The organism is Synechococcus sp. R60.1 (assembly GCF_047461835.1).
In the GTDB taxonomy this organism is placed as follows: Bacteria; Cyanobacteriota; Cyanobacteriia; order Thermostichales; family Thermostichaceae; genus Thermostichus.
In genome coordinates this window covers 1-25,301 of the sequence record NZ_JANSIA010000039.1, presented here as the reverse complement: position 1 = coordinate 25,301, position 25,301 = coordinate 1, and the positions used below count along the sequence as shown (strand labels likewise).

The 25,301-nt window shown below is 60.2% G+C and carries 22 protein-coding genes and 1 pseudogene; 11 read left to right on the top strand and 12 right to left on the bottom strand.

The genetic code is table 11. The annotated features are described in order from the left end of the window. Positions 1-224 (bottom strand): annotated as a pseudogene (locus NW834_RS07215) (RNA-guided endonuclease TnpB family protein); the annotation flags it as partial. 260 nt (positions 225-484) lie between these two features. Here NW834_RS07215 and NW834_RS07210 point away from each other — a divergent pair. The 3 genes from NW834_RS07210 to NW834_RS07200 all read left to right on the top strand — a co-directional run bounded on the left by NW834_RS07210 (position 485) and on the right by NW834_RS07200 (position 6,868). Further along, on the top strand, positions 485-2,806 hold the full coding sequence (locus NW834_RS07210) for a spermidine synthase (RefSeq protein WP_414419227.1): 2,322 nt from the start codon (positions 485-487) through the stop codon (positions 2,804-2,806). Between the two features lie 145 nt (positions 2,807-2,951). Continuing rightward, positions 2,952-3,569, top strand: a complete 618-nt coding sequence (locus tag NW834_RS07205) for an NADPH-dependent FMN reductase (protein ID WP_414406516.1) — start codon at positions 2,952-2,954, stop codon at positions 3,567-3,569. Positions 3,570-3,925: 356 nt separating this feature from the next. After that, complete coding sequence (locus tag NW834_RS07200) at positions 3,926-6,868, top strand: GAF domain-containing protein (RefSeq protein ID WP_414419226.1); 2,943 nt, start codon at positions 3,926-3,928, stop codon at positions 6,866-6,868. Positions 6,869-6,892: 24 nt separating this feature from the next. Here the strand turns inward: NW834_RS07200 and NW834_RS07195 are convergent, their stop codons facing one another. From NW834_RS07195 to NW834_RS07180, 4 genes are all read right to left on the bottom strand, one after another. Then, entirely contained in the window at positions 6,893-7,876 is a 984-nt protein-coding gene (locus NW834_RS07195) for an energy-coupling factor transporter transmembrane component T family protein (protein ID WP_414419225.1), read from the bottom strand. Between the two features lie 115 nt (positions 7,877-7,991). Next, positions 7,992-10,070 (bottom strand): SH3 domain-containing protein, encoded by a 2,079-nt coding sequence (locus tag NW834_RS07190; protein WP_414419224.1) that lies wholly within the window; start codon positions 10,068-10,070, stop codon positions 7,992-7,994. Positions 10,071-10,198: 128 nt separating this feature from the next. Further along, entirely contained in the window at positions 10,199-10,693 is a 495-nt protein-coding gene (locus NW834_RS07185; protein ID WP_011433071.1) for a DUF427 domain-containing protein, read from the bottom strand. Positions 10,694-10,712: 19 nt separating this feature from the next. Then, positions 10,713-11,420 carry a Crp/Fnr family transcriptional regulator gene (locus NW834_RS07180; protein WP_414419223.1) on the bottom strand — a complete coding sequence of 236 codons (708 nt, stop codon included), beginning with the start codon at positions 11,418-11,420 and terminating at the stop codon, positions 10,713-10,715. A gap of 276 nt (positions 11,421-11,696) precedes the next feature. Here NW834_RS07180 and NW834_RS07175 point away from each other — a divergent pair, with 276 nt between their 5' ends. The 6 genes from NW834_RS07175 (at position 11,697) to NW834_RS07150 (ending at position 16,018) form a co-directional block, all read left to right on the top strand. Beyond that, on the top strand, positions 11,697-12,359 hold the full coding sequence (locus NW834_RS07175) for a sigma-70 family RNA polymerase sigma factor (RefSeq protein WP_414343224.1): 663 nt from the start codon (positions 11,697-11,699) through the stop codon (positions 12,357-12,359). A 2-nt stretch (positions 12,360-12,361) separates the two neighbouring features. After that, on the top strand, positions 12,362-12,970 hold the full coding sequence (locus NW834_RS07170) for an anti-sigma factor family protein (protein ID WP_414419222.1): 609 nt from the start codon (positions 12,362-12,364) through the stop codon (positions 12,968-12,970). A gap of 35 nt (positions 12,971-13,005) precedes the next feature. Beyond that, on the top strand, positions 13,006-13,638 hold the full coding sequence (locus NW834_RS07165) for a hypothetical protein (protein ID WP_414419221.1): 633 nt from the start codon (positions 13,006-13,008) through the stop codon (positions 13,636-13,638). A 63-nt stretch (positions 13,639-13,701) separates the two neighbouring features. After that, positions 13,702-14,016, top strand: a complete 315-nt coding sequence (locus tag NW834_RS07160) for a DUF3181 family protein (protein WP_011433076.1) — start codon at positions 13,702-13,704, stop codon at positions 14,014-14,016. 45 nt (positions 14,017-14,061) lie between these two features. Next, the gene (locus NW834_RS07155; protein ID WP_414419220.1) at positions 14,062-15,135 is read left to right on the top strand and encodes an S-layer homology domain-containing protein; all 1,074 of its coding nucleotides are present in this window, start codon (positions 14,062-14,064) and stop codon (positions 15,133-15,135) included. A gap of 313 nt (positions 15,136-15,448) precedes the next feature. Next, entirely contained in the window at positions 15,449-16,018 is a 570-nt protein-coding gene (locus NW834_RS07150; protein ID WP_414349704.1) for a photosystem I assembly protein Ycf4, read from the top strand. A 338-nt stretch (positions 16,019-16,356) separates the two neighbouring features. Here NW834_RS07150 and NW834_RS07145 read toward each other — a convergent pair whose 3' ends face one another. The 5 genes from NW834_RS07145 to NW834_RS07125 all read right to left on the bottom strand — a co-directional run bounded on the left by NW834_RS07145 (position 16,357) and on the right by NW834_RS07125 (position 20,862). Continuing rightward, positions 16,357-17,940 carry an NAD(P)H-quinone oxidoreductase subunit N gene (locus NW834_RS07145; protein ID WP_414419219.1) on the bottom strand — a complete coding sequence of 528 codons (1,584 nt, stop codon included), beginning with the start codon at positions 17,938-17,940 and terminating at the stop codon, positions 16,357-16,359. 124 nt (positions 17,941-18,064) lie between these two features. Then, positions 18,065-19,339, bottom strand: coding sequence for a gas vesicle protein GvpJ (gene gvpJ, locus NW834_RS07140; RefSeq protein ID WP_414419218.1), 1,275 nt, complete (start codon positions 19,337-19,339; stop codon positions 18,065-18,067). Between the two features lie 110 nt (positions 19,340-19,449). Next, entirely contained in the window at positions 19,450-19,929 is a 480-nt protein-coding gene (locus NW834_RS07135) for a peptidylprolyl isomerase (RefSeq protein WP_414419228.1), read from the bottom strand. Between the two features lie 221 nt (positions 19,930-20,150). After that, positions 20,151-20,627, bottom strand: a complete 477-nt coding sequence (locus tag NW834_RS07130) for a phosphate-starvation-inducible PsiE family protein (protein WP_414419217.1) — start codon at positions 20,625-20,627, stop codon at positions 20,151-20,153. A gap of 49 nt (positions 20,628-20,676) precedes the next feature. Continuing rightward, positions 20,677-20,862, bottom strand: coding sequence for a DUF2256 domain-containing protein (locus NW834_RS07125; RefSeq protein WP_041437321.1), 186 nt, complete (start codon positions 20,860-20,862; stop codon positions 20,677-20,679). 268 nt (positions 20,863-21,130) lie between these two features. Between NW834_RS07125 and NW834_RS07120 the strand changes: the two genes are divergently transcribed. Then, on the top strand, positions 21,131-22,093 hold the full coding sequence (locus NW834_RS07120) for an RNA polymerase sigma factor RpoD/SigA (RefSeq protein WP_414419216.1): 963 nt from the start codon (positions 21,131-21,133) through the stop codon (positions 22,091-22,093). Between the two features lie 121 nt (positions 22,094-22,214). On the opposite strand, the gene NW834_RS07115 is transcribed toward NW834_RS07120, so the two are convergent. Further along, positions 22,215-23,849 (bottom strand): CTP synthase, encoded by a 1,635-nt coding sequence (locus NW834_RS07115; protein ID WP_414399348.1) that lies wholly within the window; start codon positions 23,847-23,849, stop codon positions 22,215-22,217. A 42-nt stretch (positions 23,850-23,891) separates the two neighbouring features. Further along, the gene (locus tag NW834_RS07110) at positions 23,892-24,419 is read right to left on the bottom strand and encodes a hypothetical protein (protein ID WP_414329187.1); all 528 of its coding nucleotides are present in this window, start codon (positions 24,417-24,419) and stop codon (positions 23,892-23,894) included. A 225-nt stretch (positions 24,420-24,644) separates the two neighbouring features. Between NW834_RS07110 and NW834_RS07105 the strand changes: the two genes are divergently transcribed. Continuing rightward, on the top strand, positions 24,645-25,247 hold the full coding sequence (locus NW834_RS07105) for an aldo/keto reductase (protein ID WP_414329186.1): 603 nt from the start codon (positions 24,645-24,647) through the stop codon (positions 25,245-25,247). The last annotated feature ends 54 nt before the right edge of the window (positions 25,248-25,301 follow it).

Here is a 25,301-nt window from a genome sequence, read left to right as displayed (position 1 = left end):
ACCCGTCTGCACACCTGTTGAGCCAAGTTACTGGACAAGCCAAACCGGGCTCGAATCTCGTAGTAGCAAAGGGATTGGAGTTTGACTGCGTTGACTACTTTTTCTGGTGTGTTTTGGTTGACCCAGTTCAATGCCTGTACAAAGGCATCCATCGTCGCGTCCAATTTGGCGGCTTGCGACTGGGCTACCTTGAGCTTGCAGGAGACGGTCAGGACTTGGTTCATGGTTCTATTGTAACCTCGCATTCCTCCCGGCACTGACCCTACGGGTACAGTGCGGGGCTCCTGCGATTTCTAGCTGAGAGTACTGGCGGAGGGTGGCCCCCTTCCACCCGTTGGCGCACTTGAATCGAGGAACAAGGATCGGCCTTCCTCTGAGTTGGGTGATCCCAAGGGGCACCACCAAGCGGCTACAACATCCCATCTCAAGCTTCCGGGAGAAAGTGGGGAATACTGGCAGTTGAGGGTTTTGCGGTGGGTCGGCTTTGGTTTGGCTAGTTGGCCTCAGCTTGTTTGGTAGCGCTTTTTGCCTCTTCTGGGGACAGTTGTTGGTGGGCAAGTTGCTGCTGCCGCTGTGGGGGGGATCCCCCCTGGTGTGGAATACCTGCCTGGCCTTTTTTCAGGCCACCCTGCTTTTGGGCTACCTGTGGGCAGATCGGCTGGGGCGCGGCCTCAATCCCAGGATGGGGGTGCTGATCCACGGGATCTTGCTGCTGGTCGGGCTGAGGCTTCTGCCCTTTCAGCTGGGGATCCCCGGCCAACCGAAAGAAGTGTGGCCCCCTCTCGCTCTGTTGGCAAACTTGACTTTGGGAGCTGGGGTGCCGCTGTTTCTCCTGTCGGCGACGACGCCGTTGCTGCAACGGGGGTTGGCGGCAAGAGGGGTCGCGGGGCAACGGGAGGCTTTGGATCCCTATTTTCTCTATGTGGCCAGCAATGCCGGCAGCTTGGGCGGGCTGCTGGGGTACCCGCTGTTGTTGGAGCCCCGCCTGTCTTTGGCTTGGCAAACTCACCTGTGGACGGGATCCTACGCGCTGGTGGCAGCCCTGGTGCTGCTAAGCGGGGTGGGTCTGCTGCTCAGTCGCAACAGCGTTGCGGAGCAACAAGAACGCGGGGCAGATTCCCAGGGATCCGGCGCTGCTCCGGGGGATTTGACTGTTTCCTGGCGAGAGCGTTGGCGCTGGGCGGGTCTGGCTTTTTTGCCGGCGGGCCTGTTGGTGGCGGTCACCACCTTGTTGACCACCGACGTGGCGGCAGTGCCCCTGTTGTGGGCCATTCCTCTGGGGATCTATCTGCTGACACTCATGCTGGCTTTCGGGGGGATCCACCCCAATGAGTGGGTTTTGGGAACGACAGCTCTTCTGGCCTGCGGGGCGGTGGGGGTACAGGTCTTGGGCTGGGTGAGGCCCGGTTTTTTGCTTCTGCCGCTGCATCTGATCACCTTTGGGCTGGTGAGCTGGGGCTGCCACAGCCGGTTAGCTTGCCGTCGCCCGCCGGTGAAGCAGTTGACGCAGTTTTACCTGTGGCTGGCTTTGGGGGGGAGTTTGGGGGGAATGTTCTCTGCCCTCTTGGCACCGCAGGTGTTCGAGACGGTGCTGGAATATCCCCTGTTGCTGGGGATGTCGCTGGCCGTGCTGGGGGCGCAGGGGGGGCGGGTGGGCCTGTGGCTGGGGCTGGGGCTGCTCCTGCCTTTGCTGCTGTTGCACTTTCAACCGCAGGCGTTGCTGCAGGTGGGCGCTGGGGTGGGTTTGGCGTTGGGCTGGGCGGTGCTGGCGCTGTTGGTGTCAGGGGAGAGCCGTTCACAGCAGCAGAGCGGAGCCCCTGGCTGGCAGGCCAAGGTCGGTTGGGTGGGAGCGCTGGCGGGGTTGGTTGTGCTGCTGGGGCAACCCTGGCTGCAGCCGGGACTGCAGGTGATCCACAGCGAGCGCAGCGCCTTCGGCCTCAACCGGATCGTGGAATACCAAACTGAGCAGGGATCCTTCCGCAGCCTTCTGCACGGCACCACTCTACACGGCAGCCAAAACTTGGATCCGGAAAAAGCGCTGGAGCCGCTGACCTATTTTTCTCGGTCTGGGCCGGTTGGGCAGGTGTTTGCGGCGTTCAGAGCCCAGACTGTGGATCCCATGCCCGCCATTGCCGTATTGGGGCTGGGGATCGGCACGTTGGCCGCCTATGCCGAGCCAGGGGATGAGTGGACGTTTTTCGAGTTGGATCCCACCGTGGTCGATTGGGCGAGCCGCTATTTTTCCTATCTCCGGTGGGCCCAGACGCGGGCGCGGGTGCAGGTCATCCTCGGTGATGCCCGGCTCAGCCTCAAGGGGATCCCAGAGGGCAGCTACGACCTGATGGTGATGGATGCCTTCAGCTCTGACGCAGTGCCGGTGCATTTGCTCACGCAAGAGGCTTTGGCCCTCTACCTCAGCAAGCTCAAGCCCCACGGCTGGCTGCTCTTCAACATCACCAACCGCCACCTCGACCTGGCCCCGCTGTTGGCTGGCCTGGCCGGATCCCTGCAGCTTCACGCTTGGCACCAAGACCACCGGGATCTCTCCCCTGAGCAACGCCAGGCGGGGCTGGCCCCTTCCCACTGGGTGCTGTTATCGCCGCGCGACGCTTCGACGACCGCCTCAGCAGGGCGGAGCCCTTTGGCCCAAAACTCTGGAGTCCTGCAGGAACTGGATCCCTGGCAGCCCCTTTTGCCCCAAGCCGGGGATCCCGTCTGGCGGGATGATTTTTCCAACCTGCTGCAGGTGATCCGCTGGCCTTGGATCCCTTTGCTAAAGGGTATCCAGATCCCCAGTTCTGGATAGGAATCCGGCTGCTATCGCTACGCGACCCTTCGGCAAACGTGTTAGCGTTGCGGAGCAGAAAAGTTAAGGAAATCTTTACAACTCGAAGTTGGTATGAGTTATGATTGTTTGCAACGTAACTGATGTCTGCTCGGGAGTCCGGCCCATGTCTCCTCTACAAGCCCTCACTGGCAATCCTCAAACCACCATGGCTGAAACCTCTGCGGCTCGTTTCGTGGCAATCGGGGGCAGCTTGCGGCCCAATTCCCTGACGTACCAGGCGCTGGAGGTGGCGCGGCGCGAGTTTGAGAAGTTGGGGATCCCGTTGCACATCCTCGATCTGCGGCAGATGAAGTTGCCCTTTGTGGATGGCTCGGAATCCTATGCAGATTATCCCGATGTGGCGGTCTTACAAGCAACCATGAAGCGGGCGGATGGGATCATCCTAGCCAGCCCGGAATACCACGGCGGCATCAGCGGCAGCCTGAAAAATGCCCTGGATCTGTTGAGCTTTGAGCAACTGGAGGGCAAGGTCTTCGGGTTGATCAGCGTTTTGGGCGGCGAGAGCAACAGCAATACCCTGAACCAGATGCGCTTGATTGTGCGTTGGGTGCATGGCTGGGTAATCCCCGAGCAGATCGCCATCGGTCGGGCTTGGAGCGCTTTTGACGAGCAAGGCAATCTCAAAGATGAGAAGCTAAAACAGCGCTTTCAACACTTTGTCCAGAGCTTGGTGACCCATACTCACAAGCTGCGCGGGATCCCAGTGGTGAAGCCTTCCTGAAATTACAGTCATTCCAAACTAGATTGAGACACTCTCCAAGCGTTCCGCGACCAACCCCAGGGAAGTTAGGAAGCCATGAAGGACAGCTGCAGACAGACTACACTGGGGCTGGGTGAGAGATGAAAACCAAATCTTTCACTGCGTCGAGGATGGGGCGAACGCCCGACGTCGAGAATCCCTGCCCCTTGGGGCGGAGAGTATGCCAAAGTTGTTCCAAACAGCAACAAGTCCGGGCTCTCTTCTTCTCACCTGTTGCCTCAGCGTTGCCCAGCAACAAATAAGGCTCAGATCCGACGGAGATCTGGCTGAGAGGGCATTGACTTGCAGAGGAACCCGCAGAATAGCTCCACACAGGTATGGTTCAGTCTGTTCCCCCTCATTCCGATAGAGCTGGGCCAATATCTCCCCTGGTGGCCCTGCAAGCAACCTTGCAGCAGATGCGGGAGCAGAGCGATGCCAACACCCTCGTTCAGCTCACGCTGGAGTATGTCAAGGCGGCGTTTGGGGCGCCGCTGATCTGGCTGGCCTTTTACGACTATCCAAATCACCAGTTGGTGGGCCAGGGGGGAGTGACCCTTCTTGAGGATCAAACCCTACTGCGGGCGGTGCATCCTCTACAGCCGGGGGAGATCCTGGAGCAGGTGGTGATCGAGCAGCGACCGATCAGCCTGCCTGACCTCTCTCAGGAACCGCGCATGGGCATTTGGCAGCGGGAGGCCAGGCGACTGGGCGGGATCCAGGGCTGTTTCATTTATCCCTTCTCGGCCTACGGCCCGCTGTCGCGAACGGCAGTAGGACGGCGGCGCTGCTTGGGGATCCTGATGCTGGGATCCCAAATGTGGGGGGTTACCACCCATGAGGACGAAAAGGCTCTCTTGGGAATTTTGCTGGGGCAGTTGGCAGCTTCTCTGCAAGAGTTGGAAAACGCTTGGCAACAGCAGACCGAAAAGCGCCTTGAGGATCCGCTCCTGAGGTTGGGAACGGCGATGCGCCAGGTGGGATCCCTGCAGGAACGGGTCAGCCTGGTGAGGCAGGAGTTACAGTCTTTTCTGGGCGCTGTCCACATTCAGGTGTATTGGCACGAGCGCGGCCAGGGTCAGTTCGTCCCCCATGGAAGCGCCCCCAAAGCTGTTGGCAACAGCGGGGGGACGGAGTCCTCTCAGCCCCCTGTTCCCAAAGGGGCTAAAGTCGGAGCAGGGCCAACAGGGGAGGTCAGCCTTTCGCTGCGGGAATTGGGGGACATGTACTACACCCTCGCCGATGGCCAGGTGGTGGTGGGCGGCACAGGGACGACTCGCTCTGAGGTTCCCCCCAAGCTGATGCAGCAGTTGCGGGCCCAGGCCGTTTTGGCGGCCCCGATTTTGCTGGAAAAGGATCTGCTGGGGTTCATCTGGGTGCAATCGGATGTGCCCCGTACCTGGCAAGCCGCTGAGCGACAGTTGGTAGCTGCTGCCGCCAATGGGTTGGCCTTGGCTGCCCCCCTAGAAAATCTGGATCGCCGCATTCGCCAGTTGGCCGATGACCAAGAGTTTGTGCAACAGGTGGGCCGCTCGCTTTACAACCCGGCGGAGCTGCAACAGGCTCTCCAGCAAGCCGTTGTCGGCCTGGCCCAGCGCCTGAAAGTCGGTGCAGTGGCCGTGTTGACGGTGGATCCCGACAGCCCCATCCCCCGCCTCTTCTACGAGTACCGCAGGGAAGGCAAGCAGACTTTGCCACAGCAGCTCAGCCCTCTGAGCGACCAGGACTGGCAGGATCTCATGCGCAGCGAGGTGGTCGTGGCAGAAAACTACGACCAAGATCTGCGCCTGCTCTCTTGGCGGCAGGAACTGGCAGGGGTTCGTTCCTTGATGCTGACCCACACCGGGGTCGGCGGTACCGCCACCACACCTGTGGAAGGGCTGCTCTTGGTGTTGCATCCCCAGCTACGGACCTGGAGCCGGGAAGAGCGGCAACTGCTGCGGGGGATCGCCCAACAGGTGGGGGTGATCCTGCGGCAAATTCGGTCAGAACAACGCCGGCAACGACAAGAGCAGTTGCTCAAGGGCCTGATCGCCACTTGTTCAACCTTGCCAAACTTGGCCACCTTGTCAGATCTGTACACCACCACCGTCCGACAGACGGCCCAATTGCTGGGGATCCCTCTGGCGCTGGTGGTCAGTTGGCAGCCGGGGGAAAGCCGGGCTCAGCTCCAGGGGCCTTTTACTACCGCTGCCGGGACGGAGACCGGCTCCACCGAGATCGACCTGCAAGATCCCCTACTGGCCTACGCGCTGCAGTCGGCAGAACCTCTGCCGCTCACCCAGGAGCAGATCCCCCCTGCCAGCCGCACTTGGCTCAGTCGCGTCAGCGGTGCGGAGCACTTTGCTGCCGGCCTGGGATCCTGGCTGCTGGTGGCGCTGGGGGAGACAAACTCCTCGCAGGCGGGAGCTTTGGGAGTTTTGATCTTGGGGGCAGAAGCGGGCAAGGTTTGGGATCCCGACGAGCGGGCGGCTGTGATGCTGATCGCCCAGACCTGCGGCTGGACGCTGCGGCGCTTGCTCTGGATGCAAACTTTGCAAGAGCAGCAGGAGGTGCTCAGGGAGTTGAACTGGTACAAGCACCGCCGCCTGCTGGATATGCAGAATGCCCTTCTGGACAGCCTGCACCGCCTGGGTCAGGTGCCGGAGATCCCCGGAGACGAAGCCACCCGCTGGCAAAAAGTAGTGGAAATTGGCAGAGGGCTGCGGGATCTGACCGTCTCCACAAGGCCGTTGTTGCAGTCGGAAACTTGGCAGGTGCAGCCGCAGTCGCGGTCGGTGCCCTTGGCAACCTTGGTGCGCAAAAGCCTACGCCGAGTGGAGGCCCTGACCCAAAAACGCAAGCTGTGGCCGCGGGCCCATGGGGACATGAGCCTTACCATCCAGGGGGATCCCGAACGACTGGAGATGGTGCTCTGGGAGGTGTTGACAGCCGCTATTTTGCGCAGCCCGGAAGGGGGGCGGCTGGATCTGTGGAGCCAAGCCAGCGTTCGCGATAGCGATGCGGAGCCCTTTGGCTATGCAGAGCTGCTGGTGGTGGATCAGGGCAGCTTCGACCCTCACCTGATGGCCGCCCTTCAGTTGGATCCGAACCAGGTGATCTACGCGGATCCTCTGCTCAAGTCGCCTCTATCGGTAAGTCCTGGTCTGGAACTCAGCCTGTGTCAACGGGTGGTGCAGCGGATGGGGGGCCAGCTCTCCTTTTACCTCTCTTCCGATGGGCGTTGTGTCTCTCGGCTGCTCATGCCGATGGGCAGCGACGAGCCCCATCCCCCTGGGTAGGAAAAAGCTGTGTTGCCGGTCACCTTAGGGGGACAAGGTTCTGAGCAGCCAAAACAGGGGCAGTAGAGCCAGTAGGCCGCGATCCAGCCGCCGCAGTTGTAGGCGGTGCCAGCGCAGGGGATGGTCTGGGCCGGTCAGCCCACGGGCCTGCATTGCCATAGCCGTCTGTTCGGCACGCAGGAGCAAGTTTTCAAAAAAGCGCTCCACCAAGGCCAGCAGGGTTTGCATCCCGCCCCGGAAACTCAGGGATCCCCAGCGCACATCCCGAGTTCGCACCGCCCGCGCCAAGTTTTGCACCTCTTCCATCACCAAAGGCAGAAAGCGCAGCGCCAAGGTGAGGGTGAGAATTACTTCGGCAATCGGCCATCTCCAACGCTTGAGAGGCTGCAACCATTGGCCGATCCCCTCGGCAATTTCTTCGGGGGCCGTGGTCAACAGAAACAAATGGGTAGCGTAGAGCAACGTAAAAATGAGGGTGCCCAGCCGCAGCGCCACCGATAGAGAACGGCGGGAGACCTGAAAGGTTCGTCCCAATAGGGAAAACTGAACCAGGCGGTAGCGGTAAGGGGTTTGCCAAGCACGGGTTTGCTCCCGCCAGGCACGGTCTGGGGATCCCTGTTCTACGGCCAAGTCGAAGTGCCCTGCACCGCTAACGGGAACAGCGGGGATCCCGGTCAGCCCATAGCCCACCACCTGCATATCCTGCCGTTGCGGTTGGGGAAAAACCCCCAATCCATCCGGCGCCAAGCTGGTGATCCCAAAGGTGAGCAGGCTCAGGGCCAGCACCAGGGAGAGTTGGCCCGACCAAACCCGGCGCGGCAGACGGGCCGCCACAGTTAGCAGCAGAAGAGCCACCACCACGGCCAAGCGCCAACCATTGCCGGCCAAAATGGGGCTGAGGAGAAAGCTGAGCAGCCAGGCCAGCTTAACCCGCGGATCCAGGCAATGTAGCCAGGTGCGAGGCTCTTCCAGATAAATCCCCAGCGGGGCATTGCGCAGAATATCCACAACAGTTGAGAAGGAAGCAGACTATACCCCTTAAAAGGGCGGGACCGAGAACTCCGTCCCCGTAGCGCGGTCGCAGCAGCGTTGCGGAGCAATAACAGCTGGCAGCAAGGGAGAGCTAGAGCCGTTCCACCAGACGGGTGGAGCCCGACTGGGCGGCGACCCATCCCCCGGGCGCGCCATCTCGCTCAATGCGCAGCCAGACGGGCACCTGTCCCTCCCCAGCCTGCACCTCCACCACCCGCAGCAGGGCTTGGCGTGGGGCTGTCCCGACAATGGCTCCCGTCAGGCTGGGTTGCTGGCGAATGTTGAGGCCATCGTTGGAGACCACCCGCACCTGTTGTACTCCTTGCCACTCCGCCAGAGGGCCGGTTAGCTCAGGCGGGGGAGTGAGTTCCGTCTGGCCGGGATTGTCGTTCGCGGAGGCGTCGCGTAGCGATATGTCAACCGGCGGCTGCTCAATTTGCACCTGGGGTTGCTCCAGCGGTGGTGCCGGCGGCGGCGTGAAGAGGCCCCGCAACATTTGCCAGATGACCAATAGGGAGAGGATGCCCACACCGACCACCCCGGCCATTCGCGCCAGCGGTGCGGAGCCCAAACGAACGCCAGCGGGAAAGGTAGGACGCTTACGGCCCCCCAAGCGGCTGCGGCGGTAACGCTCCACATCCTGCAAACCGATCGCGCCAGCGGACCTTAGGCTCTGGACTCCGTCCCCCTGAGGGGAACGGTCTTGGGCGCGTTCGCGACAGCGGTGCGGAGCACTAGAACTCTCATCCGCAAGAGCAGAGACGCCCGCCTTGGGGGTGCTCCGGTAGGAGGGCAAATCCGAGAGGCGCGGGGGTTCTGGCGGGGGCATCACTCCTCCCCGTTGCCAAGGGGTGGGGGGGCGCTGCAATTCTTGGGTTGGATTAGGGGGGCGCACGCCACCCACCACGGCAGGCAAATGAGGTGGGGGATGGGGGACTTGGGGAGAGAGCATCCCCGCCGGCGGATCCTCGCGGCTGGGCATTTCGTCCAGGTAAGCTTGCACTTGGGGGTTGTCGAAGTAGGCTTGCAACGTCGCTTGGGTGGCTTCCAGACCGCGAAATTCCGGGAACACCTCCTCCTGAAACCATTTTTCTGTGAAGCGGCACAGACCCGGCAGATGGTCGGGAGAACCGGCGGAGTGTTCTTCGATAAACTGCAAGGCCTCTACTTCTTGGGTGGAGCGCAGATGGGCGAGCGCGTCTTCGGTCTGCCCCAGCAACAGACTACAGATGGCCTGCTCCAGATGCACATCCTGCCGCTGCGCCAGACGAGCCAGGTAGCCGCGAGCACGCCGCACCAGAGCCGGGCGGTTTTCCAGATAACCTGCCGCCAGCAACACCTGCACGGCCAAGTAGGCGGCCACCATCGAGGGACGCTCAGCCTCCCGCTCGAACAACTCCTGCTGTTCTTTGAGGGTGAGGTGGCGACGTACCCGTTGGATAAAGCGCAGGAAATCTTCGGTGCTGAGGCCAGAGCCATCTTGCCCCATCCCCTCGATGCCGCCCCGTTCGTCCAGCATGGCTTTGAGGAGAGCCAGTCCCTGCTGTCGCTCCCCGTTCCCATCAGCGGTGTGTCTTCCAGCTTGGGCGGGAGCACTTTGGCTGAGGAGTTGCAAAATGCGATAGGGGCGCAGCTTGCCCAAATCAATGCGGATCTCCGCCTGCATCTGCGGAAAGGCCTGATACTCCTCCAGCTCCGCCAAGCCCGCCTGTAGGGAACGCGCCGCCTCCTCGTAGGATCCCTGTTGCCAGGCTTCTCGACCCAGTTCCAGACGAGCGATGGCCCGCGACAAAATGGCATCGGAACGAGCAGGGTGGCCCTGCTCCAACATCTGCTGAGCCAGATCCAACGCAGGCTGGTACTCTCCGGCTTCGCAATACAAGCACAGCACTCCCGGTAAGCGCGCCTCCTCCACCGCCAAGGTGGGATCCGCCGGCATAAGGTGTTCGTCGTAGTTTCGCCGCGCCTCAGGGTCGAGCAGTACGGAAGCCGCCTCTTGGATCAGTTGAGCGCGAGCTTCCACAGCCTGTGGCGAGAACCCCAGCAGCCAGGAGCGCTCGCCCGGCTTGAGATCGATCCGCTCCCGGTATGCCTGTTCAATCTGATGCTCATCTGCTCGTGCCGACAGCATCAAAACCCGATAGTAGTCGAGGGGCACTCGCACCGTCATGGTTTTTGTCCGCGCTCTCCTGTTCGTGCCAGCGGGACGGAGTCCTTGGACAACTTACCCGCATCGACTTAACTGTAGTCCTTTTCGTGGGTAAAAGGGATCCCCCCTCGGGAATCGCTGCTCCGCCCCTACCAGTTCCAGCTACCCGGCTCTCCTTTGAAAGGGCCTACGACCTTTGAGGTGATCCAACCGCCGTAGAAATCTCCGGGTTGAGGCCGGACTCGTTCTCCACCTACCCGGCACTCCTGCACACGGCCTGGATAAAAGGCAAGGTAGTCGCGGATGGGCAAAAACGCCGGGCTGGGATCCGGATAGCTCCAGGCGGCATCTACGGCTGTTTGGGATCCGACCTGAACTGTCCAGTAGCAGGCAGCCCCTTTGAACTCACAGAAAGAGGTGCGAGAGCTGGGGCGGAGATACTGCAGTCGAACGTCGGTGGGGGGAATGTAGTAGGTGGGCGGGTGGCTGGTTTCCAGGACGCGGTAGCAACGGCGGCTTTGGGCAATGAGCTCGCCATTGAAGAGAACTTCCACCAGTTCTGTGGTGGGCTCCAGACGAGGTGGGCGCGGATAGTCCCAGACAGATTCTTGTCCTGGATGGGGAGAAATCGGTTGGGGAGACATGGGTCAATATCTTCAATATCTAAAGCAGACGGGTGGCCTCCAGCAGTTTGGCGTACCGGATCAGCAGCAAAGACTGTTGCTCCGGCAGCGGCTGAATAACCCCCTGCTGCTGCAGACGGCTCAGTACCGCCAGGGCTGTCTCCCGGCTAACTTGGCTGAGATCGGCCAAATCCTGGGGGGGAGGGTAGACAATGCGCATCCCCTGGGCGGTCTTCTCGCCAAAAGCTTCCGCCAGTTGCACCAGCGTATGCACCACTCGCAGCGGGGGGCTCTGCTGGTCAAGATCCGCCTGCAAGTTGGCCAGGCGCAGGCGACGGGAGAGGCTGCAGGCCAGCTGGTAACACAGTTGCGGCTCCCGCAACATCAGCGCTTTGAAGGTTGCCGCCGGGATCCCGGCCACCCGCAGCGGGGTTAGGGCCAGCACATCTCGCGAGCGGGGAGCTTCGTCCAGTACCGCCATTTCCCCCACCCAAGCGCCCGGCCCCAGCAAGGCAAGGGTTTTGGTGCTGTCTTGCGCCCGCAAAGCCCGCCGCACCTTAGCCCAACCGGCTAGGATCAGGTAAACCACGCTGCCCCAGGCCTCTTGCATAAAGAGCGCCTGTCCCGCCGGGATATCCCGCAGCTTGACCTGGGATCCCAGCCATTGCAAGGACGTTGCCGAAAGTTCGGCCAACATTGGCACCGCCTTGAGCTCGGAGAGAAGGGCAACAGGAGCATCGGAAGCCATGGCGGGTCGGACGTTTCACCATACCGCAAGCCCACTGTAGCCCAGTTACCAACTCAAGAGCTATCCTGCAATCCACCACCCCGCCATGTGCGCCAAGATCTAGTGAGGAGGTGGTCTTGCTGTGGAGTCTTGCCGGTATGGCCCTCAGAGCCTCTAGAGCTACCCTGCGGTTGAGGGTGGGGGGAACCCAAACTCTGCCATTTCGTCTGGGCAACAGAGGTTCTGTCTGGGAGGGGATCCCTCCGCTGTTGCTGTTGTTACAACCTATGGATGCCTATGGATGCTGCCCTCAGCGACATCAGTGGCCAGCGCTGGTCCGTCTTGGTGAAGAACGTGCCTGTGCGGCCCGAAAAGCTCGCTGATGTGGATCTGGTGCTGATCTGTCAGCAGGGATCCCAGCCCCATCGGGAGGCTTTTGCCGAGTTGATGCGTCGCCATCAGGCCCATGTGGACAAGGTGCTCTATCATCTTGCCCCGGACTGGCAGGACCGGCATGACTTGGCCCAGGAAGTTTGGATCCGGGCCTACCGCCACCTGAAACGCCTACAGGAGCCGGCAAAATTTCGCAGCTGGCTGGGGCGGATCGCCACCAACCTGTTTTACGACGAGCTGCGCAAGCGCAAACGACAGCAGCAGCCCCTTTCTCTGGATGCGCCGATTCAGATGCGGGATAGCGAGATGGAATGGGAGCTGCCCAGCGAGAGCCCCAGTCCCCATGAGCACCTCGCCACCTGCGAGTTCTACGAGCGATTGCACCAAGCCGTCCGCGACTTGCCGCAGGCCTTTCGCCAGACAATCCTGCTGCGGGAAATTCAGGGAATGGCTTATGAGGAAATTGCCGAGATCACAGGGGTGTCTTTGGGCACTGTTAAGTCTCGCATTGCGCGCGCCCGCGCCCGCCTACAATCCACCCTAAAACCCTACCTTAATGGTGAATGACCATGGTTCGCGGCAACCCCAACCCCGACCCCAGGGATCCCCAGCAAGAGCTGCCGGTGGTGGATGAGCGCTTTGAACAGTTGAGCGCCTACTTGGATGGGGAATTGTCGTCTCAAGAGGCGCGGCAGGTGGAAGATTGGCTGGCCAGCGATCCTCAGGCGCGGCAACTGTACAGCCAACTGGCAGCTTTACAGGCCGGTTTGGCCAACCTCAAGGCCCCCACCTTGGATCCCATCCAGACGGAGCTGTTGATTAGCCGTGTGTTCGCTGAGCTGGATCGGCGGCCAATGCTCGACCTGGGCTGGCGGCAACGTAAGGGCACCCCTTGGGGACGGGTGGCAGCGGCTGTAGTGGCCTTGGCAGGGGCGGGCTGGGTGGGATGGCGTTGGTCTCATCCCCAGCCTTTGGTATCGCTGGAAGATCCGCCGGTGCGCGTGGCCATCGTGCCTGCCTCTGCTCGTGTTGCCCAACGCTATCTTTTCGAGCCGGGGCAAAAGCAAGATGCCTACTCGATTTTGTTTGAGACAATCCCCAACCGTGGATCTCGCTCCGCCAACGGGACCGGAGCCGTTCGCATCAACGGGACGGAGTCCTTGGTGGGCTGGGAATGACCTGAGCAGGCTTGAGAAAGACTGAGGAGCGCAGGGTGGAAAAAGCAGTTCGCTGGGCTTGTGGGCTAGGAGTCTGCCTTTGGCTATGCAGTCTGGGATCCCTGTCGGCCCAGGCAGATCCCAGCAGTAGCCATCTGGCAACGCCGTCCGCGCCGGCGGGACGGAGTCCGAAGCAGTTGCACTCCTCTCCCAGTGGACAGGAGCCTGCCCCCCAGCCCACAAACCTGCCTTCACCCGGATCCCGTCTCACCCCTCCGGTGGCTCGCCCTCAACCCCCCGCCCCCGATCAAACAGATCCATTGCTTTTTCCGGATTTCCCCCTCCTCAAGGAGTTGGATCCGTCCCCGCCAAGCTTGGCCGACCTGGGCATCCATTGGGATCGCCTGGCCCTGCTGCCGGATTCCGAGCTGGCAGAGGAAATCGATGTGGAGTTCAGCCGCCGCCTAGCCCGCCTAAACCGGCAAATTGCCGACCAACAAGAGCGCCTCTACCGCCTCTTGCAAAGCTGGGACTCCGATGAGGCCGATATTCGTCAAATTCAGGCCCAACTGAGCCGGCTGCGGACAGAACGGGATCGCTTGGCCCTAGAGCACCTGTTGATGCTGCGGCAGTTGCAAGAGAACTTCGCCCTACCTCTACCCGACCGCTCGGCTGCCAGCTCTCCCTGAGGATCCCTTGGGTTCAGGCTATGATTGAGCAAGGGCAGACGCAACCCCCAACGGAGCTGAGCGATGGCCAAAGTGCCCAGCAACCCAGACATTGAGCAATTGGCCGCTGCCATTGGCAAGGAAGTTTACATCGATGTAGCCCGCTGGCATCTTTACCTGCGCGATGCCCACCTGCATACCCTTTTGGCGGAGCGACTGGCACCCCAGGTGATGGCAGGCAAGGTGGATGAGGACGCCGTCACAGAGATCTTGCAAGGGATCCCGGTGAAAGTGGGGGGTGGGCGCAAAGAATTGCCCCTGGCCGATCTCCTGCCGATGCAAAGCCTGCTTAACCTGCTGGACGTGCTGGAGGAGTTCAGCCGCAAATGGGCCCAATAGAGACCAATAGAGAAAGGTAGAGCGGTGCATCATCAGTCTAAACCTATGCGGCCTGGCCTCTGGCTCAAGCTCGGCAGCTTTGTTTCGTTGCTCTGGCTGTTGTCGGCCTGTCAGGGAACCGAGTGGGGAGAACGGCTGGAGCGCGCTGTACGCCCAGTAGGTCTGCCCACAGTCCAACCTGAGCTGCCGGCATCTCCCTCGCCTCAACCTTTGCCGGGATCCATCCCACCCTCTATCTCGATCCCCACTGCTCCCACCCCTTCCTCACCCCTGCCCAGCCAGGACAGCAGCCGCTTTACAGACTTGGAGCCCGGATCTCTGGTGGCTCGTTCGGTGGGATACCTGGATCGGCTGGGAGTTTTTGCCGATATCTCCAGCAGCGAATTTCAGCCGCAGCGCAGCGTTCGTCGCGGAGAATTTGCCCGTTGGCTGGTGTTGGCCAACAACGCCATCCACGCCGATGAGCCCAGTCGGCAGATCCGCCTGGGATCCCCCTCGGAACGCCCCCTCTTTTTGGATGTGCCGGAAGAGGATCCCAACTTTCGCTACATTCAAGCCCTGGGAGCTGCCGGCATAATTGCCGGAGATGCCAATCGAGAGTTTCGCCCCAACAGCCTGCTGTCGCGGGCAGAGTTAATCCGCATGAAGGTGCCCCTGGACTTACCTCCCGGCCAGATCAAGGGATCCCGAGCAGAGCTGGAAGAGCGCTGGGGGTTTACCGATGCGGCGCAAATTCCTCCTGAAGCCATTCCTGCTCTGGTAGCCGATCGCAGCCTAGAGAATGCCTCCACCGTGCTGCGCACCTTTGGCCCCATCCGCACCTTCAACCCCTTCGAGCCGGTTAGCCGCGGGGAAGCCGCCATCGCCCTGTCGGCTTTTGGGGAACGAACGGCCCAAGACGCCATACCCCAGCCGCCAGCCTTGCCAGACCCAACCCCTGAGCCTCAGCCTTCTCCCCCTGCCGCAGAACCGGAGCAGACGGCTTCTCCCGAGCCGGATCCCACCCCTGCCTCTCCCTCGAATGCCGTTGATGAGCCCTCTGCGCCGGCCCGCCCCCGTTCCTCGGAAGTTGCCCCAGGGGAGGGCAGGATCGTTACCCCACGCCAAACCCAACCCTGAGGTGAGAGGGATCCCATTGGCGTATGCTGTTGGGCTCTGTCAGCAGATAGAACGCCTCAGAACCCCAGCAGGGATCCCTGCTACAGTCATTGCAAGGGGCAACCCAACGGCTCGTTCCATCGCTCCCCAGCTCCTTTTCCTTTCGAGAAAGCGGCTAGCAGTGAGGGCTGTGCAGCGCAGAGCACTTCCGTCGCCACTCCCTGGGCAGCATTGGCTCTTGACAGTCCCCTGAGCGCCCCTCTGCCGGGGAGAGCCCTTGCCACCTAATAAAATGAGAGAAGCCAACCTTGGAAAACCCGCAGGGATCCCAACTGTGTCCGCCATTGTTCCTGAAATCCGTTCTGCCGATCTGCTGCGCTACACCGTGATTGGGTCGCGGCGGCCCAGCGTGTACTTTTGGGCGGTGGCGCTGACGGGGGGAGGGCTGGGCTTTACCTTGGCCGGCCTTTCCAGCTATCTCCACCGCAATTTGCTCCCCTTTTCCGATCCCGCCAGCCTGGTGTTTATTCCCCAGGGCATTGCCATGCTCTTTTACGGGGTGCTCGGATCCCTGGCGGGGCTATACCAGTGGCTGAGTTTGTATTGGAACTTGGGAGGCGGCTACAACGAGTTCGACCGGCGCACGCAAAAGATAACGCTGGTGCGCCAGGGCTTTCCGGGCAAAAACCGTGAAGTTCGCCTAGAGTATGACTTTACCGAGGTGCAGAGCCTGCGAGTGGAGCTGAGAGAAGGGCTCAATCCTCGCCGAGCTATCTATTTGCGGGTGAAAGGACGCGGCGATATCCCCCTCACCGGAGTGGGTCAGCCACCCCCCCTAGCCGAGATCGAAAACCAAGCGGCAGAGATCGCCCGCTTTCTCAACGTCAGCTTAGAGGGCATTTGATTCCCTGGGGCATCATGCGCTGTGATCGCACCCTGATGGCCGCGTGAGGGATGTGTGCCCTACTACGAATGGGTGACCAACTACATTGCTGTAATCGGTGGGCGCTAATGCGGAGGCCTTGAAGAGATCCCGGATCCCTTTGGGGTGGGGAGACCCTCTTCTGGATTAGAGTCCTTTCAAATTAGTTCAAATTAGATTGAGACTAGGTTGAGACGCTCCCCAGGTGTTTCGCGCTGCAGCCCTTCTTCCAGAGGGAGAAATGACCATATCTGCACAACTGAAGCGCGCGCTGCCGAGCGTCGCTTTTTAAAACCTCGGGATGGAGAGCATCTCAAAAACTAGCCTTCGCCAGCTTGAGGAGAGGAACCCAGGGATCCCTTGACTGCCACCTGAAGTCTTGCCGACTCTGGAAGGAAGGCTTGTGCGGCTGGGAACCCCAAGAAGGGGCTTTGCTCCACTGCCTGGATGGAGAGGGTAAAGAGGGGATTGGAGAGGATCCCGGCAAAGATGGTAGCCACCAAAGTGAACACCAAGCCCACCCGCAGAGCCTGCATGCCTTCCGCCTGCCAGTTGGTCTCAGGGTAATTTTGCACTGAAACCGACATCTCTTGCGGCTCTTTCACCACGATGGTTTTCACCACCCGCACGTAGTAGTAGATGGAGATGACGCTGGTGACCAACCCCACCAACACTAGGGTATAGGCCCCTGCCTGCCAACCGGCCCAGAACAGGTACAACTTGCCGAAGAAGCCTGCCAGAGGGGGCAACCCACCCAACGAAAGCAGACAAATGCTCAAGCAAAGGGTGAGGAAGGGATCCTTTTGGTAGAGGCCGCTGTACTCGCTAATTTCATCGGTGCCGGTCTTCAGGCTGAACAGGGTGATGCACAAAAAGGCCCCCAGGTTCATGGCCAAATAGACCATCAAGTAAAAGATCAAGCTGGCATAGCCTGCCTCGGTGCCCGCCACCAAGCCAATCAAAACGAAGCCCGCCTGTCCAATGGAAGAATAGGCCAGCAGCCGTTTGAGGCGGGTTTGGGCAATGGCCACCACATTCCCCAGCACCATGGTCAAAATGGCCAGCACCGAGAGCACCGCCCGCCACTCTTCCGTCATGGCCGGAAACACGGTGGCCAGAAAGCGCACCGCCAAGGCAAAGCCTGCCGCTTTGGATCCCACCGACAAAAAGGCCACCACCGGCGTTGGGGATCCCTCGTAGACATCAGGAGTCCACTGGTGAAAGGGCACTGCCGCCAACTTAAACCCGATACCACCAATGCAGAGGACCAAAGCGATGATCCCTGCCAAGCCGGCATCCCCCATAGAGGAGGCAATGGCTTCCAGCTTCGTTTGCCCACCCGAAAGGCCGTAGAGGAGCGACATGCCGTAGAGAAAAATGGCTGTGCTGCTGGCCCCGATCAAGAGATATTTCAGGGCTGCCTCGGAAGAACGCGGATCCCGCTTGGTGTAGCCGGCCATCAGGTAGCTGGCAATGCCCAGGGTTTCCAGAGATACAAACACTAGGATCAAGTCCGTCGCCCCGGAGAGGAACATGCCCCCCAAGGTGGCCGTGAGCAGCAACACATAAAACTCGCCTGTGGGCGCTCCGGACTGAGAGATGTAGCGCTCCGCCATCATCACGGTCAGTACCGCCGTCCCCACCACCAGGCCACGGAAGAGAATGCTGACGGGATCCGCCGCAAAGCTGCCCAAGAAGCTCTCCAACTGGGGCTGCTGCCACTGCAACACCAAGGTCACCAAAGCCCCAATCAAGCCAAAGATGGAGAGGGCCGGAAGACTTTTGCGTGCCGCCGACCCGCCGATTAAATCCACCACCAAGACGATCAAGAGGGTGAGGGTAACCACCACTTCCGGCCAAATGGCACCGGCATACAGGTTTCCGGTTGGGGCAAAGACATCCATAGGAGAAGACTATGAAGAGAGATTAAGGGGATCCACAGCCAGCATACCGCGATTTCCGGTCTCTCTTTCCGCTTCCGGCATCTCTTCTCCCAATCGTCTCCATCAGCACTCTCAATCCACGGGCTCAGTAGAGCTTGGCGCTGGAGGTGAGCACCAACTTCAGGCGGGCGTGGATCAGATCCAAGTCCGCCAGCCCCAGGTCGATCTCCCCATCGATGACGATGCCGGTGTGGATCAGGCGATCCAAGAGTTCCAGCACGGATCCCTCGCGGTGGGGTTGTCCAGGGTAGTAGTCCCCCTGGCGGGGCAGGAGGGTGCCCAGATCTCCGAGATCCAGGTTTAAATCCGCCGGGTCAATCTCCAACAGGCTGCAGATTTGTCGAATTTGCTCCCGCAAGGCTTGTAGGCTGCTGCCGGCCCGCTCAATCTGCTCTGCAGAAAGGCGCTCAGCCTCCATTTGCCGCACCACCTGCGCCTCCATCAACTGCCGCAACAGCTCCACCAAGGTCAGCACCAGAGAGGCCAAACCGGCTTCCGGGCGTTTCCGGCCAGGGGTGGGCCGAGCCTGGCTCAAGTCTTCCGAGCTGGCGGGACTGATCGAAAGGCGCGGCGGGGGAGGAGAAGCAATCCAACGGTCAAAGGGCTGACAAAGCTGTTCCAGGCTGAGCAAGCGGAGACGGGGATCCCGAGCGGCCTCTTCCCTTTCCTCTGGTAGGTTGTAGCCCCAGTCGGCCAAAAACAAGAGAACCTGCTCCAGCTCCGGCACCCTCTGCACCTGGCGCAGCGTTTGCAGGCGATCCTCCACAAACCACAGCTCCTCAGCCGGCAGTTGGGCGGCAGCCAGTAGCCGCTGTAAAGTGGTGGCCTTGGGGGCGCGCACTTCCTTGCCCAGAATGCGGTGGCGCGGCAGTTGGATCCCTGCTCGGCCCAAGAGCTGCTGGATGAACCGTCCCTCTTTGGTGCTGAGGATGGCCAAGCGCGGCTCCCCTGCAGCCTGAACCTGGCGTAGCCAAGCCGCCACCCCCGGATAAAAGCGGTGTAGCCCCAGCCACCCCTGCAGATCCTCTTCAATCCAACGATCCCGCACCCGATCCAACGCTTGGATTAGAGAGAGGGCAGGGATCCCTGACTGCTGCAACAACTGCTGACGCCAGCCCGGCCAGTCTTGGCGCAAGTCCTCCTCCCGGATCCCTTCCTGTAGCCCCCACAACAACAGAGGCATCTCCCAGCCGGTCTCGATCAGCGGGCGCAGACGGTCGAAGGCAGGACGCAGCGGCTCTAGCTGAGCAGGAGCCAAGCCCCACACCTGAGCACAAACGCGGCAGGAAGAGGCAAAATACTCCGCCCGCCCATCGCAGAGCACACCATCAAAATCCAGAACCAGAATGCGGGGGGACATTCGCCGGGGCCTAGCGAACTCCATACCTGAGTCCCCCTGAGGGCAAGTTGCAAAAATGGGGCCAGAGGCCAAGTTAATTTAACCAAACTGTTCCACCCGATTGGCCCAACCTAATTGGATTCCAAGATGCGAACCGACTTGATCTCCACCGGTTTCAGGGGGCGATCCTGAGGGCCGGTGGGCGCAGTTGCAATTTTATCCAACACATCCTCTCCCTCGATCAATTGCCCAAAGATCGTGTAGTTGGGCGGCAGCGGGTAGTCGGCATGCATGATGAAGAACTGGCTGCCGTTGGTGTTGGGGCCAGCATTGGCCATCGCCAAAGTGCCACGGCTGTAGGGACGTTGCACCGGCTCATCGGGAAAGCGGTACCCCGGCCCACCCCGCCCTGTACCCGTGGGATCCCCACCTTGGATCATGAAGCCCCGAATCACGCGGTGAAAGATGATGCCATCGTAAAAGTGATCGTTGGCCAGAAAGACGAAATTGTTGACGGCCAGGGGAGCTTCCTGAGGAAACAGCTCCAGAACCATTGTGCCGGCGGTGGTCTCCATCGTGGCCGTGTAGGACTTGGCCGGGTCGATCACCATCGGGGGGGGATTGTTGTAGGTTTTCACGGGTTTGCCCAATTGTTGTGCCAGGAGCAAATCGCGAGAAGAATGCGGGCGGGCCAAGACAGGGAGAGCACTCAGCCCCACCCAAAGCACCACCATCAGCACAGCTAACTTCACCAGGCTGGCCAACTTAGATCGCGCACGCACAATTCTTGCAGGAAAGCTCCATCCCCATCGTACCAGGATTCTGTCCTAGCCTAATTTTCCCCGGACTTGGATGGAGGCTTGGCCCGCCGCACCAGCCAATAACTTACCGAGAGGGCCAACGTCGCTGCCCCCAAGCCAATGAGCTCCAACCCCCCCAGCTTCTCGAAATCAAAAATGATGATCTTGCGGGCCACCGCGATCAAAGAGGTGACGATCACCAGCTCCACCTGCACCACCTGCTTTTGCAAGTAGGCGGTAATGTTCTCCAGAATTTCCAGCGCAATCAGAATATTTAAAAAGAAGCCGAAGATCTCGATTAAAGTGGTGGAGAAAAACCCAGTTGGCTCGGTCAACAAATCTGCCACCAAGAACCGGGCCAAGTCCACCACTGCTACTACGATTAGCCCGATCATCAAAATTGACAGTAGCTTCGAGATCAGGCTTTCGATGCGGGCAATGGCCCGCAAAAAGGGATCCTCCTCTTCTGTCTCGTGGGGATTGTGCAACAGCCACTTGAGAAACCGCATCACCAACCCCGACAGATCCAAACCCTTATGTCCTGATCCTGAGACAACATTATCCGTCCCAACCGTCTTGCCGGGAAGCAGGCAGGGATCCCTTGGGGCGATGATTGCGACACCGCTCAGAACAGTATTTCACCTCCGACCAACAGTCGGCCCACTTTTTGCGCCAGGTGAAGGGTCGCTGACAGGTGAGACAAATCTTGCTGGGCAAATCCGATTTCTTCCGTTGGCGTGGCATGGTGCACTGCAAAACAAGGTCAACTCTGTAGTCAGTTTAACAATCCTACCGGATGCTGACCGTTACCATCACGGGGGTGCTTGGCCTGCGCCCCACCTTAGCAAAAGCTAAATTCTGAACCTTCTGAGAAGAGAAACCGAGTAGCCTCTTGAAATCCGATGAGATCTCTGCCCTAGGTCCGCAGGGAGCTGGGTTTGCTGAAGGGTCAACCGGTTCTGTCCTGTATCCAAGCAAAGTTTCCAACATCCGCTTGTGGATGTGAGTTTGTATGAAGTCTCAACCGAATGGGATGGATGTAGCTGTTCAGAATTGTCCCCCCCCACCGAAACGGGTTGAGGTACGGCTCAGCAAACCCGGCAACCGAGCGACCCAAGCCTCGCTTTCGGAAGACTCAGTGGGCGTATTTTTGCGGGAAATGGCTCGCTACCCACTCCTCAGTGCCGAGCAGGAAGTGAAATTGGGACGGCTGATTGCAGAGGGGGGAGCCGCCGGGGAACGGGCGAAACGGGAATTGGTTAGGGCCAACCTGCGCCTGGTGGTCTCGATTGCCAAAAAGTACTTAAATCGCGGTGTGCCGTTTCTGGATTTGATTCAAGAAGGCACCATCGGCCTGATCCGAGCCGCAGAAAAATTTGAGTACGAACGCGGCTACAAGTTTTCCACCTACGCCTACTGGTGGATTCGCCAAGGGATCACCCGCGCCGTTGCCAATCAGGGGCGCCTGGTGCGGATCCCGGTGCACATGGTAGAAAAGCTCAACCAGGTGAAGCGGATCCGGCGAGATCTGACCGAAGCCCTAAACCGTCGCCCCACCCAAGCAGAGATTGCCAAAGCTCTGGAGATTTCCCCCGACAAGCTGGACGCTCTCTTAACCCTCTTGGAAGCCGGTCGCCAAACTCTTTCGCTGCATACTCCGGTCGGCAAAGAGGAAGATACGGAGCTGATGCAGCTTATCGAGGCCGCCAACGGCCCCACTCCCGAATCGCAAATGGACTTGCACCTGCTGTCTGCCCAACTGGAAGAAATGCTGGAGCAGCTCAGCCCCCGAGAGCAAGAGATTCTCAAGCTCCGCTATGGGCTGAAAGATGGCCACCTACACACTCTCTCCGAAATTGGTCAGCTTTTCGGCCTGTCTCGAGAGCGCGTCCGACAAATTCAAGCACGAGCCATGCGCGAACTGCGCCATCCACGCCGACAGGAAATTTTGGCAGATTGGATGACCTCGTTTTAGGCAGTAGGCCACGGCTGCTCCACAGGCGAAACCCAGGATTCCGCAGCAGTTTATGTTCAGCAAAGCTCTGCAGAACCAGGACCAGAGGCGTGCCCCCACTTTTGGACAAGGGATCTGTCAACTAGCCCATCTTCTGCAACTGCAGGGGGTGAGGCTGAGGGCGGCTGCGCAGGGCAGCTTCGATCAACCCCAAAAAGAGGGGGTGGGGGCGGTTGGGGCGGGAGCGAAACTCCGGATGGAACTGGGTGGCGATGAAAAAGGGGTGGCTGGGCAGCTCGATAATCTCCACCAAGCGGTTATCCGGCGAGACTCCGCTGATGATATAACCAGAGTCCAGAAAAAGGCTGCGGTAGGCATTGTTAAACTCATAGCGATGGCGGTGCCGCTCATAGATGATGGCCTCACCGTAGAGCTTGGCCGCTAGGGTATTGGGCATGATGCGACAGGGATAGAGGCCCAGCCGCAGGGTTCCTCCCAGATCTTCCACATCTTTCTGCTCCGGCAAGAGGCTGATCACCGGGTGGGGGGTATCGGGGTCAAACTCGTAGCTGTTGGCCCGCTCCAGATGGGCAATGTGACATCCCCAGTCGATCACCGCGCATTGCATGCCCAGACACAGGCCCAGAAAGGGAATGCCCCGCTCCCTCACGTAGCAAATACTGGCCACTTTGCCCTCGATGCCGCGATTGCCAAACCCCCCTGGCACCACCACTCCATCCACGCCGGAAAGCAATGCCTCTGGTCCCCGCTCTTCGATCTCCTCAGAAGAGATCCAGCGCAGCGTGACGCCGGCATTGAGGGCCAACCCGGCATGGCGCAGGGCCTCGGCCACCGAAAGATAGGCATCCGTAAGTCGCACGTATTTGCCGACAATGGCAATCTCCACCTGCTCTTGGGGGTGGTGCAGCCGCTGCACCAGGAGCTCCCACTCCCGCAGGTCGGGCTGCTGGGGATCCAGGTTGAGGATCTCCAAAACCCGCTGCGCCAACCCCTCCTGCTCGAGCACCAAGGGCACATCGTAGATACTGGGGGCATCCTGAGCCTGAATCACACATTCCACCGGCACATCGCAAAACTCGGAGATCTTCTCCTTGATCCCGCGGGGCAATGGCTGTTCGCAGCGGCACACCAACACATCTGGCTGGATGCCAATGGAGCGCAGCTCCTTGACCGAGTGCTGGGTGGGCTTGGTTTTCATCTCCCCTGCCGCTTTGATCAGGGGCACCAGGGTGACATGCACATAGGCGACATTGGCGCGGCCCACATCCTTGCGAAATTGGCGGATGGCCTCCAAAAAAGGCAAAGACTCGATATCTCCCACCGTGCCCCCCACCTCCACCAGCACCACGTCGGGGTTGGTCTCGCGGGCCACCCGCCGGATCCGCTCTTTGATCTCTTGGGTAACATGGGGGATCACCTGCACCGTGCTGCCCTGGTAATCGCCGCGCCGCTCTTTGTGGATCACGGCCTGGTAGATGGAGCCGGTGGTAACATTGTTGAGCTTGGACATGTTGGTGTCGGTGAAGCGCTCGTAGTGGCCCAAGTCCAGGTCGGTCTCGGCGCCGTCGTCGGTGACGAACACTTCTCCATGCTGGTAGGGACTCATGGTGCCGGGATCCACATTGATGTAGGGATCCAGCTTCAAAATCGACACCGTGTAGTTGCGGGATTTGAGCAGGCGACCCAAGCTAGCCGCCACAATGCCTTTGCCGATGCTGGAGACCACTCCACCGGTGACGAAGACAAACTTGGTCATAGCTTGGATCCCTTGCCTTTTTTTGATTATGCCAGGGATCCCTTAGCGCAGAGAGCGGATGGGGCCGTTGTAGAGGATGGTGGTTTGAAAGGTGCGCCTGTCCACCCGCACCTGGGTTTCAATGCTGGGCTGGACAAAGCCGGGCTCTCCCCCCCGGAAGGTGAAGATCCAAGCATCTTCAAACTCTTCAAACGGCGAGTCGATGGCTGCCCCGTGCATGGAAGCTTCGGCGCGATAGCGCTGCAGGCCCCCATTGGCGATCTCGGCAGCTTGGCGGGCCAGGTTTTTGGCGCGGTTGAGATCCCGGAAGTAGCGGCTGATCTCCTCAAAACTCCCCCTGGGCAGCGGTCGCTGGGGAGCAGGGGTTGCCGGCACAGGCCGGGGATCCGGCACAATGGGCAGGGTGGGAATGTCCGGGCTGGGGGGCAAGGGTTCGACGGGGATGGGAGTTCCAGAGGGGAAAAGAGGGGTGATCACCTGCGCTTGGGCAGCCCTTCCAGCCAGAAGGGATCCCCACAGGAGAGCCATACCGACGGAGCTGACAGTAGAGACAAGAAAAGTGGGCTTCATGGAGCCATTCCTCGCAAAAGTTCTGGGTTGAGAGACGCTGCAGCTCTTGAATGGGATCCTATCGATTCAGTTCCTTACAACAGCAGAGTCAAAAGCCTCTCCTTCCAACCCCGGTCACAGGCTTGGGTCGTTCACGCAACCTCGGCTGCTGTCAGCAATGTCTGCTAGATTTTTGGAGAGGATCCCTGGCCACAGTGGGAGGATCGGGGTTCAGCAGGAGCAGCCATGGAGTTCGTCACCCTCGCAGATGCAGGGCTAAGGTTGAGCCGGGTGGGCCTGGGCACTTGGGCGATGGGCGGCGGCTGGTGGGGCCCTTCCGACCGCCAGGAATCTTACACCACGATTCGCAAAGCCATTGATTTGGGCATAACCACCTTCGACACCGCTCCCATCTACGGACTGGGTGTTTCGGAGGAAGTGCTGGGGCAAGCGATCAAAGACTCAGGTTGCCGCGATCGGGTGGTTCTCGCCACCAAAGCGGGACTGGAGTGGACAAACAACAAAGTGGTGCGCAACTCCAGCCTGCCTCGATTGGCCCAAGAACTGGAGGATTCTCTGCGCCGCTTGCAAACAGATGTGATCGATCTCTACCAAATTCATTGGCCGGATCCCTTGGAACCGATCGAAGAAACGGCGGCGTTTCTGGGGCAGTTGCTGCAGCAGGGCAAGATCCGCGCCATTGGGGTCAGCAACTTTTCCCCCGAACAGATGGATCGGTTTCGCCGGGTGGCTCCTCTGCACACCGCCCAGCCCCCCTACAACCTGTTCGAGCGGCAGATTGAAGCAGAGGTCTTGCCCTACTGTCGAGAGCATGACTCTAGTCAATAATAAGCTCAACTATACTGAAAATAATGTATAATATGTTCAGTACGGATTACTACC

What these genes read in the sequence shown, in the direction of transcription:
- NW834_RS07205 (WP_414406516.1), top strand. Translation starts at nt 2,952, where the DNA reads ATGTCTCCTCTACAAGCCCTCACTGGCAATCCTCAAACCACCATGGCT.
- NW834_RS07200 (WP_414419226.1), top strand. Translation starts at nt 3,926, where the DNA reads ATGGTTCAGTCTGTTCCCCCTCATTCCGATAGAGCTGGGCCAATATCT.
- NW834_RS07190 (WP_414419224.1), bottom strand. Translation starts at nt 10,070, where the DNA reads ATGACGGTGCGAGTGCCCCTCGACTACTATCGGGTTTTGATGCTGTCG.
- NW834_RS07185 (WP_011433071.1), bottom strand. Translation starts at nt 10,693, where the DNA reads ATGTCTCCCCAACCGATTTCTCCCCATCCAGGACAAGAATCTGTCTGG.
- NW834_RS07180 (WP_414419223.1), bottom strand. Translation starts at nt 11,420, where the DNA reads ATGGCTTCCGATGCTCCTGTTGCCCTTCTCTCCGAGCTCAAGGCGGTG.
- NW834_RS07175 (WP_414343224.1), top strand. Translation starts at nt 11,697, where the DNA reads ATGGATGCTGCCCTCAGCGACATCAGTGGCCAGCGCTGGTCCGTCTTG.
- NW834_RS07170 (WP_414419222.1), top strand. Translation starts at nt 12,362, where the DNA reads ATGGTTCGCGGCAACCCCAACCCCGACCCCAGGGATCCCCAGCAAGAG.
- NW834_RS07160 (WP_011433076.1), top strand. Translation starts at nt 13,702, where the DNA reads ATGGCCAAAGTGCCCAGCAACCCAGACATTGAGCAATTGGCCGCTGCC.
- NW834_RS07155 (WP_414419220.1), top strand. Translation starts at nt 14,062, where the DNA reads ATGCGGCCTGGCCTCTGGCTCAAGCTCGGCAGCTTTGTTTCGTTGCTC.
- NW834_RS07145 (WP_414419219.1), bottom strand. Translation starts at nt 17,940, where the DNA reads ATGGATGTCTTTGCCCCAACCGGAAACCTGTATGCCGGTGCCATTTGG.
- gvpJ (WP_414419218.1), bottom strand. Translation starts at nt 19,339, where the DNA reads ATGTCCCCCCGCATTCTGGTTCTGGATTTTGATGGTGTGCTCTGCGAT.
- NW834_RS07135 (WP_414419228.1), bottom strand. Translation starts at nt 19,929, where the DNA reads ATGGTGATCGACCCGGCCAAGTCCTACACGGCCACGATGGAGACCACC.
- NW834_RS07130 (WP_414419217.1), bottom strand. Translation starts at nt 20,627, where the DNA reads ATGCGGTTTCTCAAGTGGCTGTTGCACAATCCCCACGAGACAGAAGAG.
- NW834_RS07125 (WP_041437321.1), bottom strand. Translation starts at nt 20,862, where the DNA reads ATGCCACGCCAACGGAAGAAATCGGATTTGCCCAGCAAGATTTGTCTC.
- NW834_RS07120 (WP_414419216.1), top strand. Translation starts at nt 21,131, where the DNA reads ATGAAGTCTCAACCGAATGGGATGGATGTAGCTGTTCAGAATTGTCCC.
- NW834_RS07115 (WP_414399348.1), bottom strand. Translation starts at nt 23,849, where the DNA reads ATGACCAAGTTTGTCTTCGTCACCGGTGGAGTGGTCTCCAGCATCGGC.
- NW834_RS07110 (WP_414329187.1), bottom strand. Translation starts at nt 24,419, where the DNA reads ATGAAGCCCACTTTTCTTGTCTCTACTGTCAGCTCCGTCGGTATGGCT.
- NW834_RS07105 (WP_414329186.1), top strand. Translation starts at nt 24,645, where the DNA reads ATGGAGTTCGTCACCCTCGCAGATGCAGGGCTAAGGTTGAGCCGGGTG.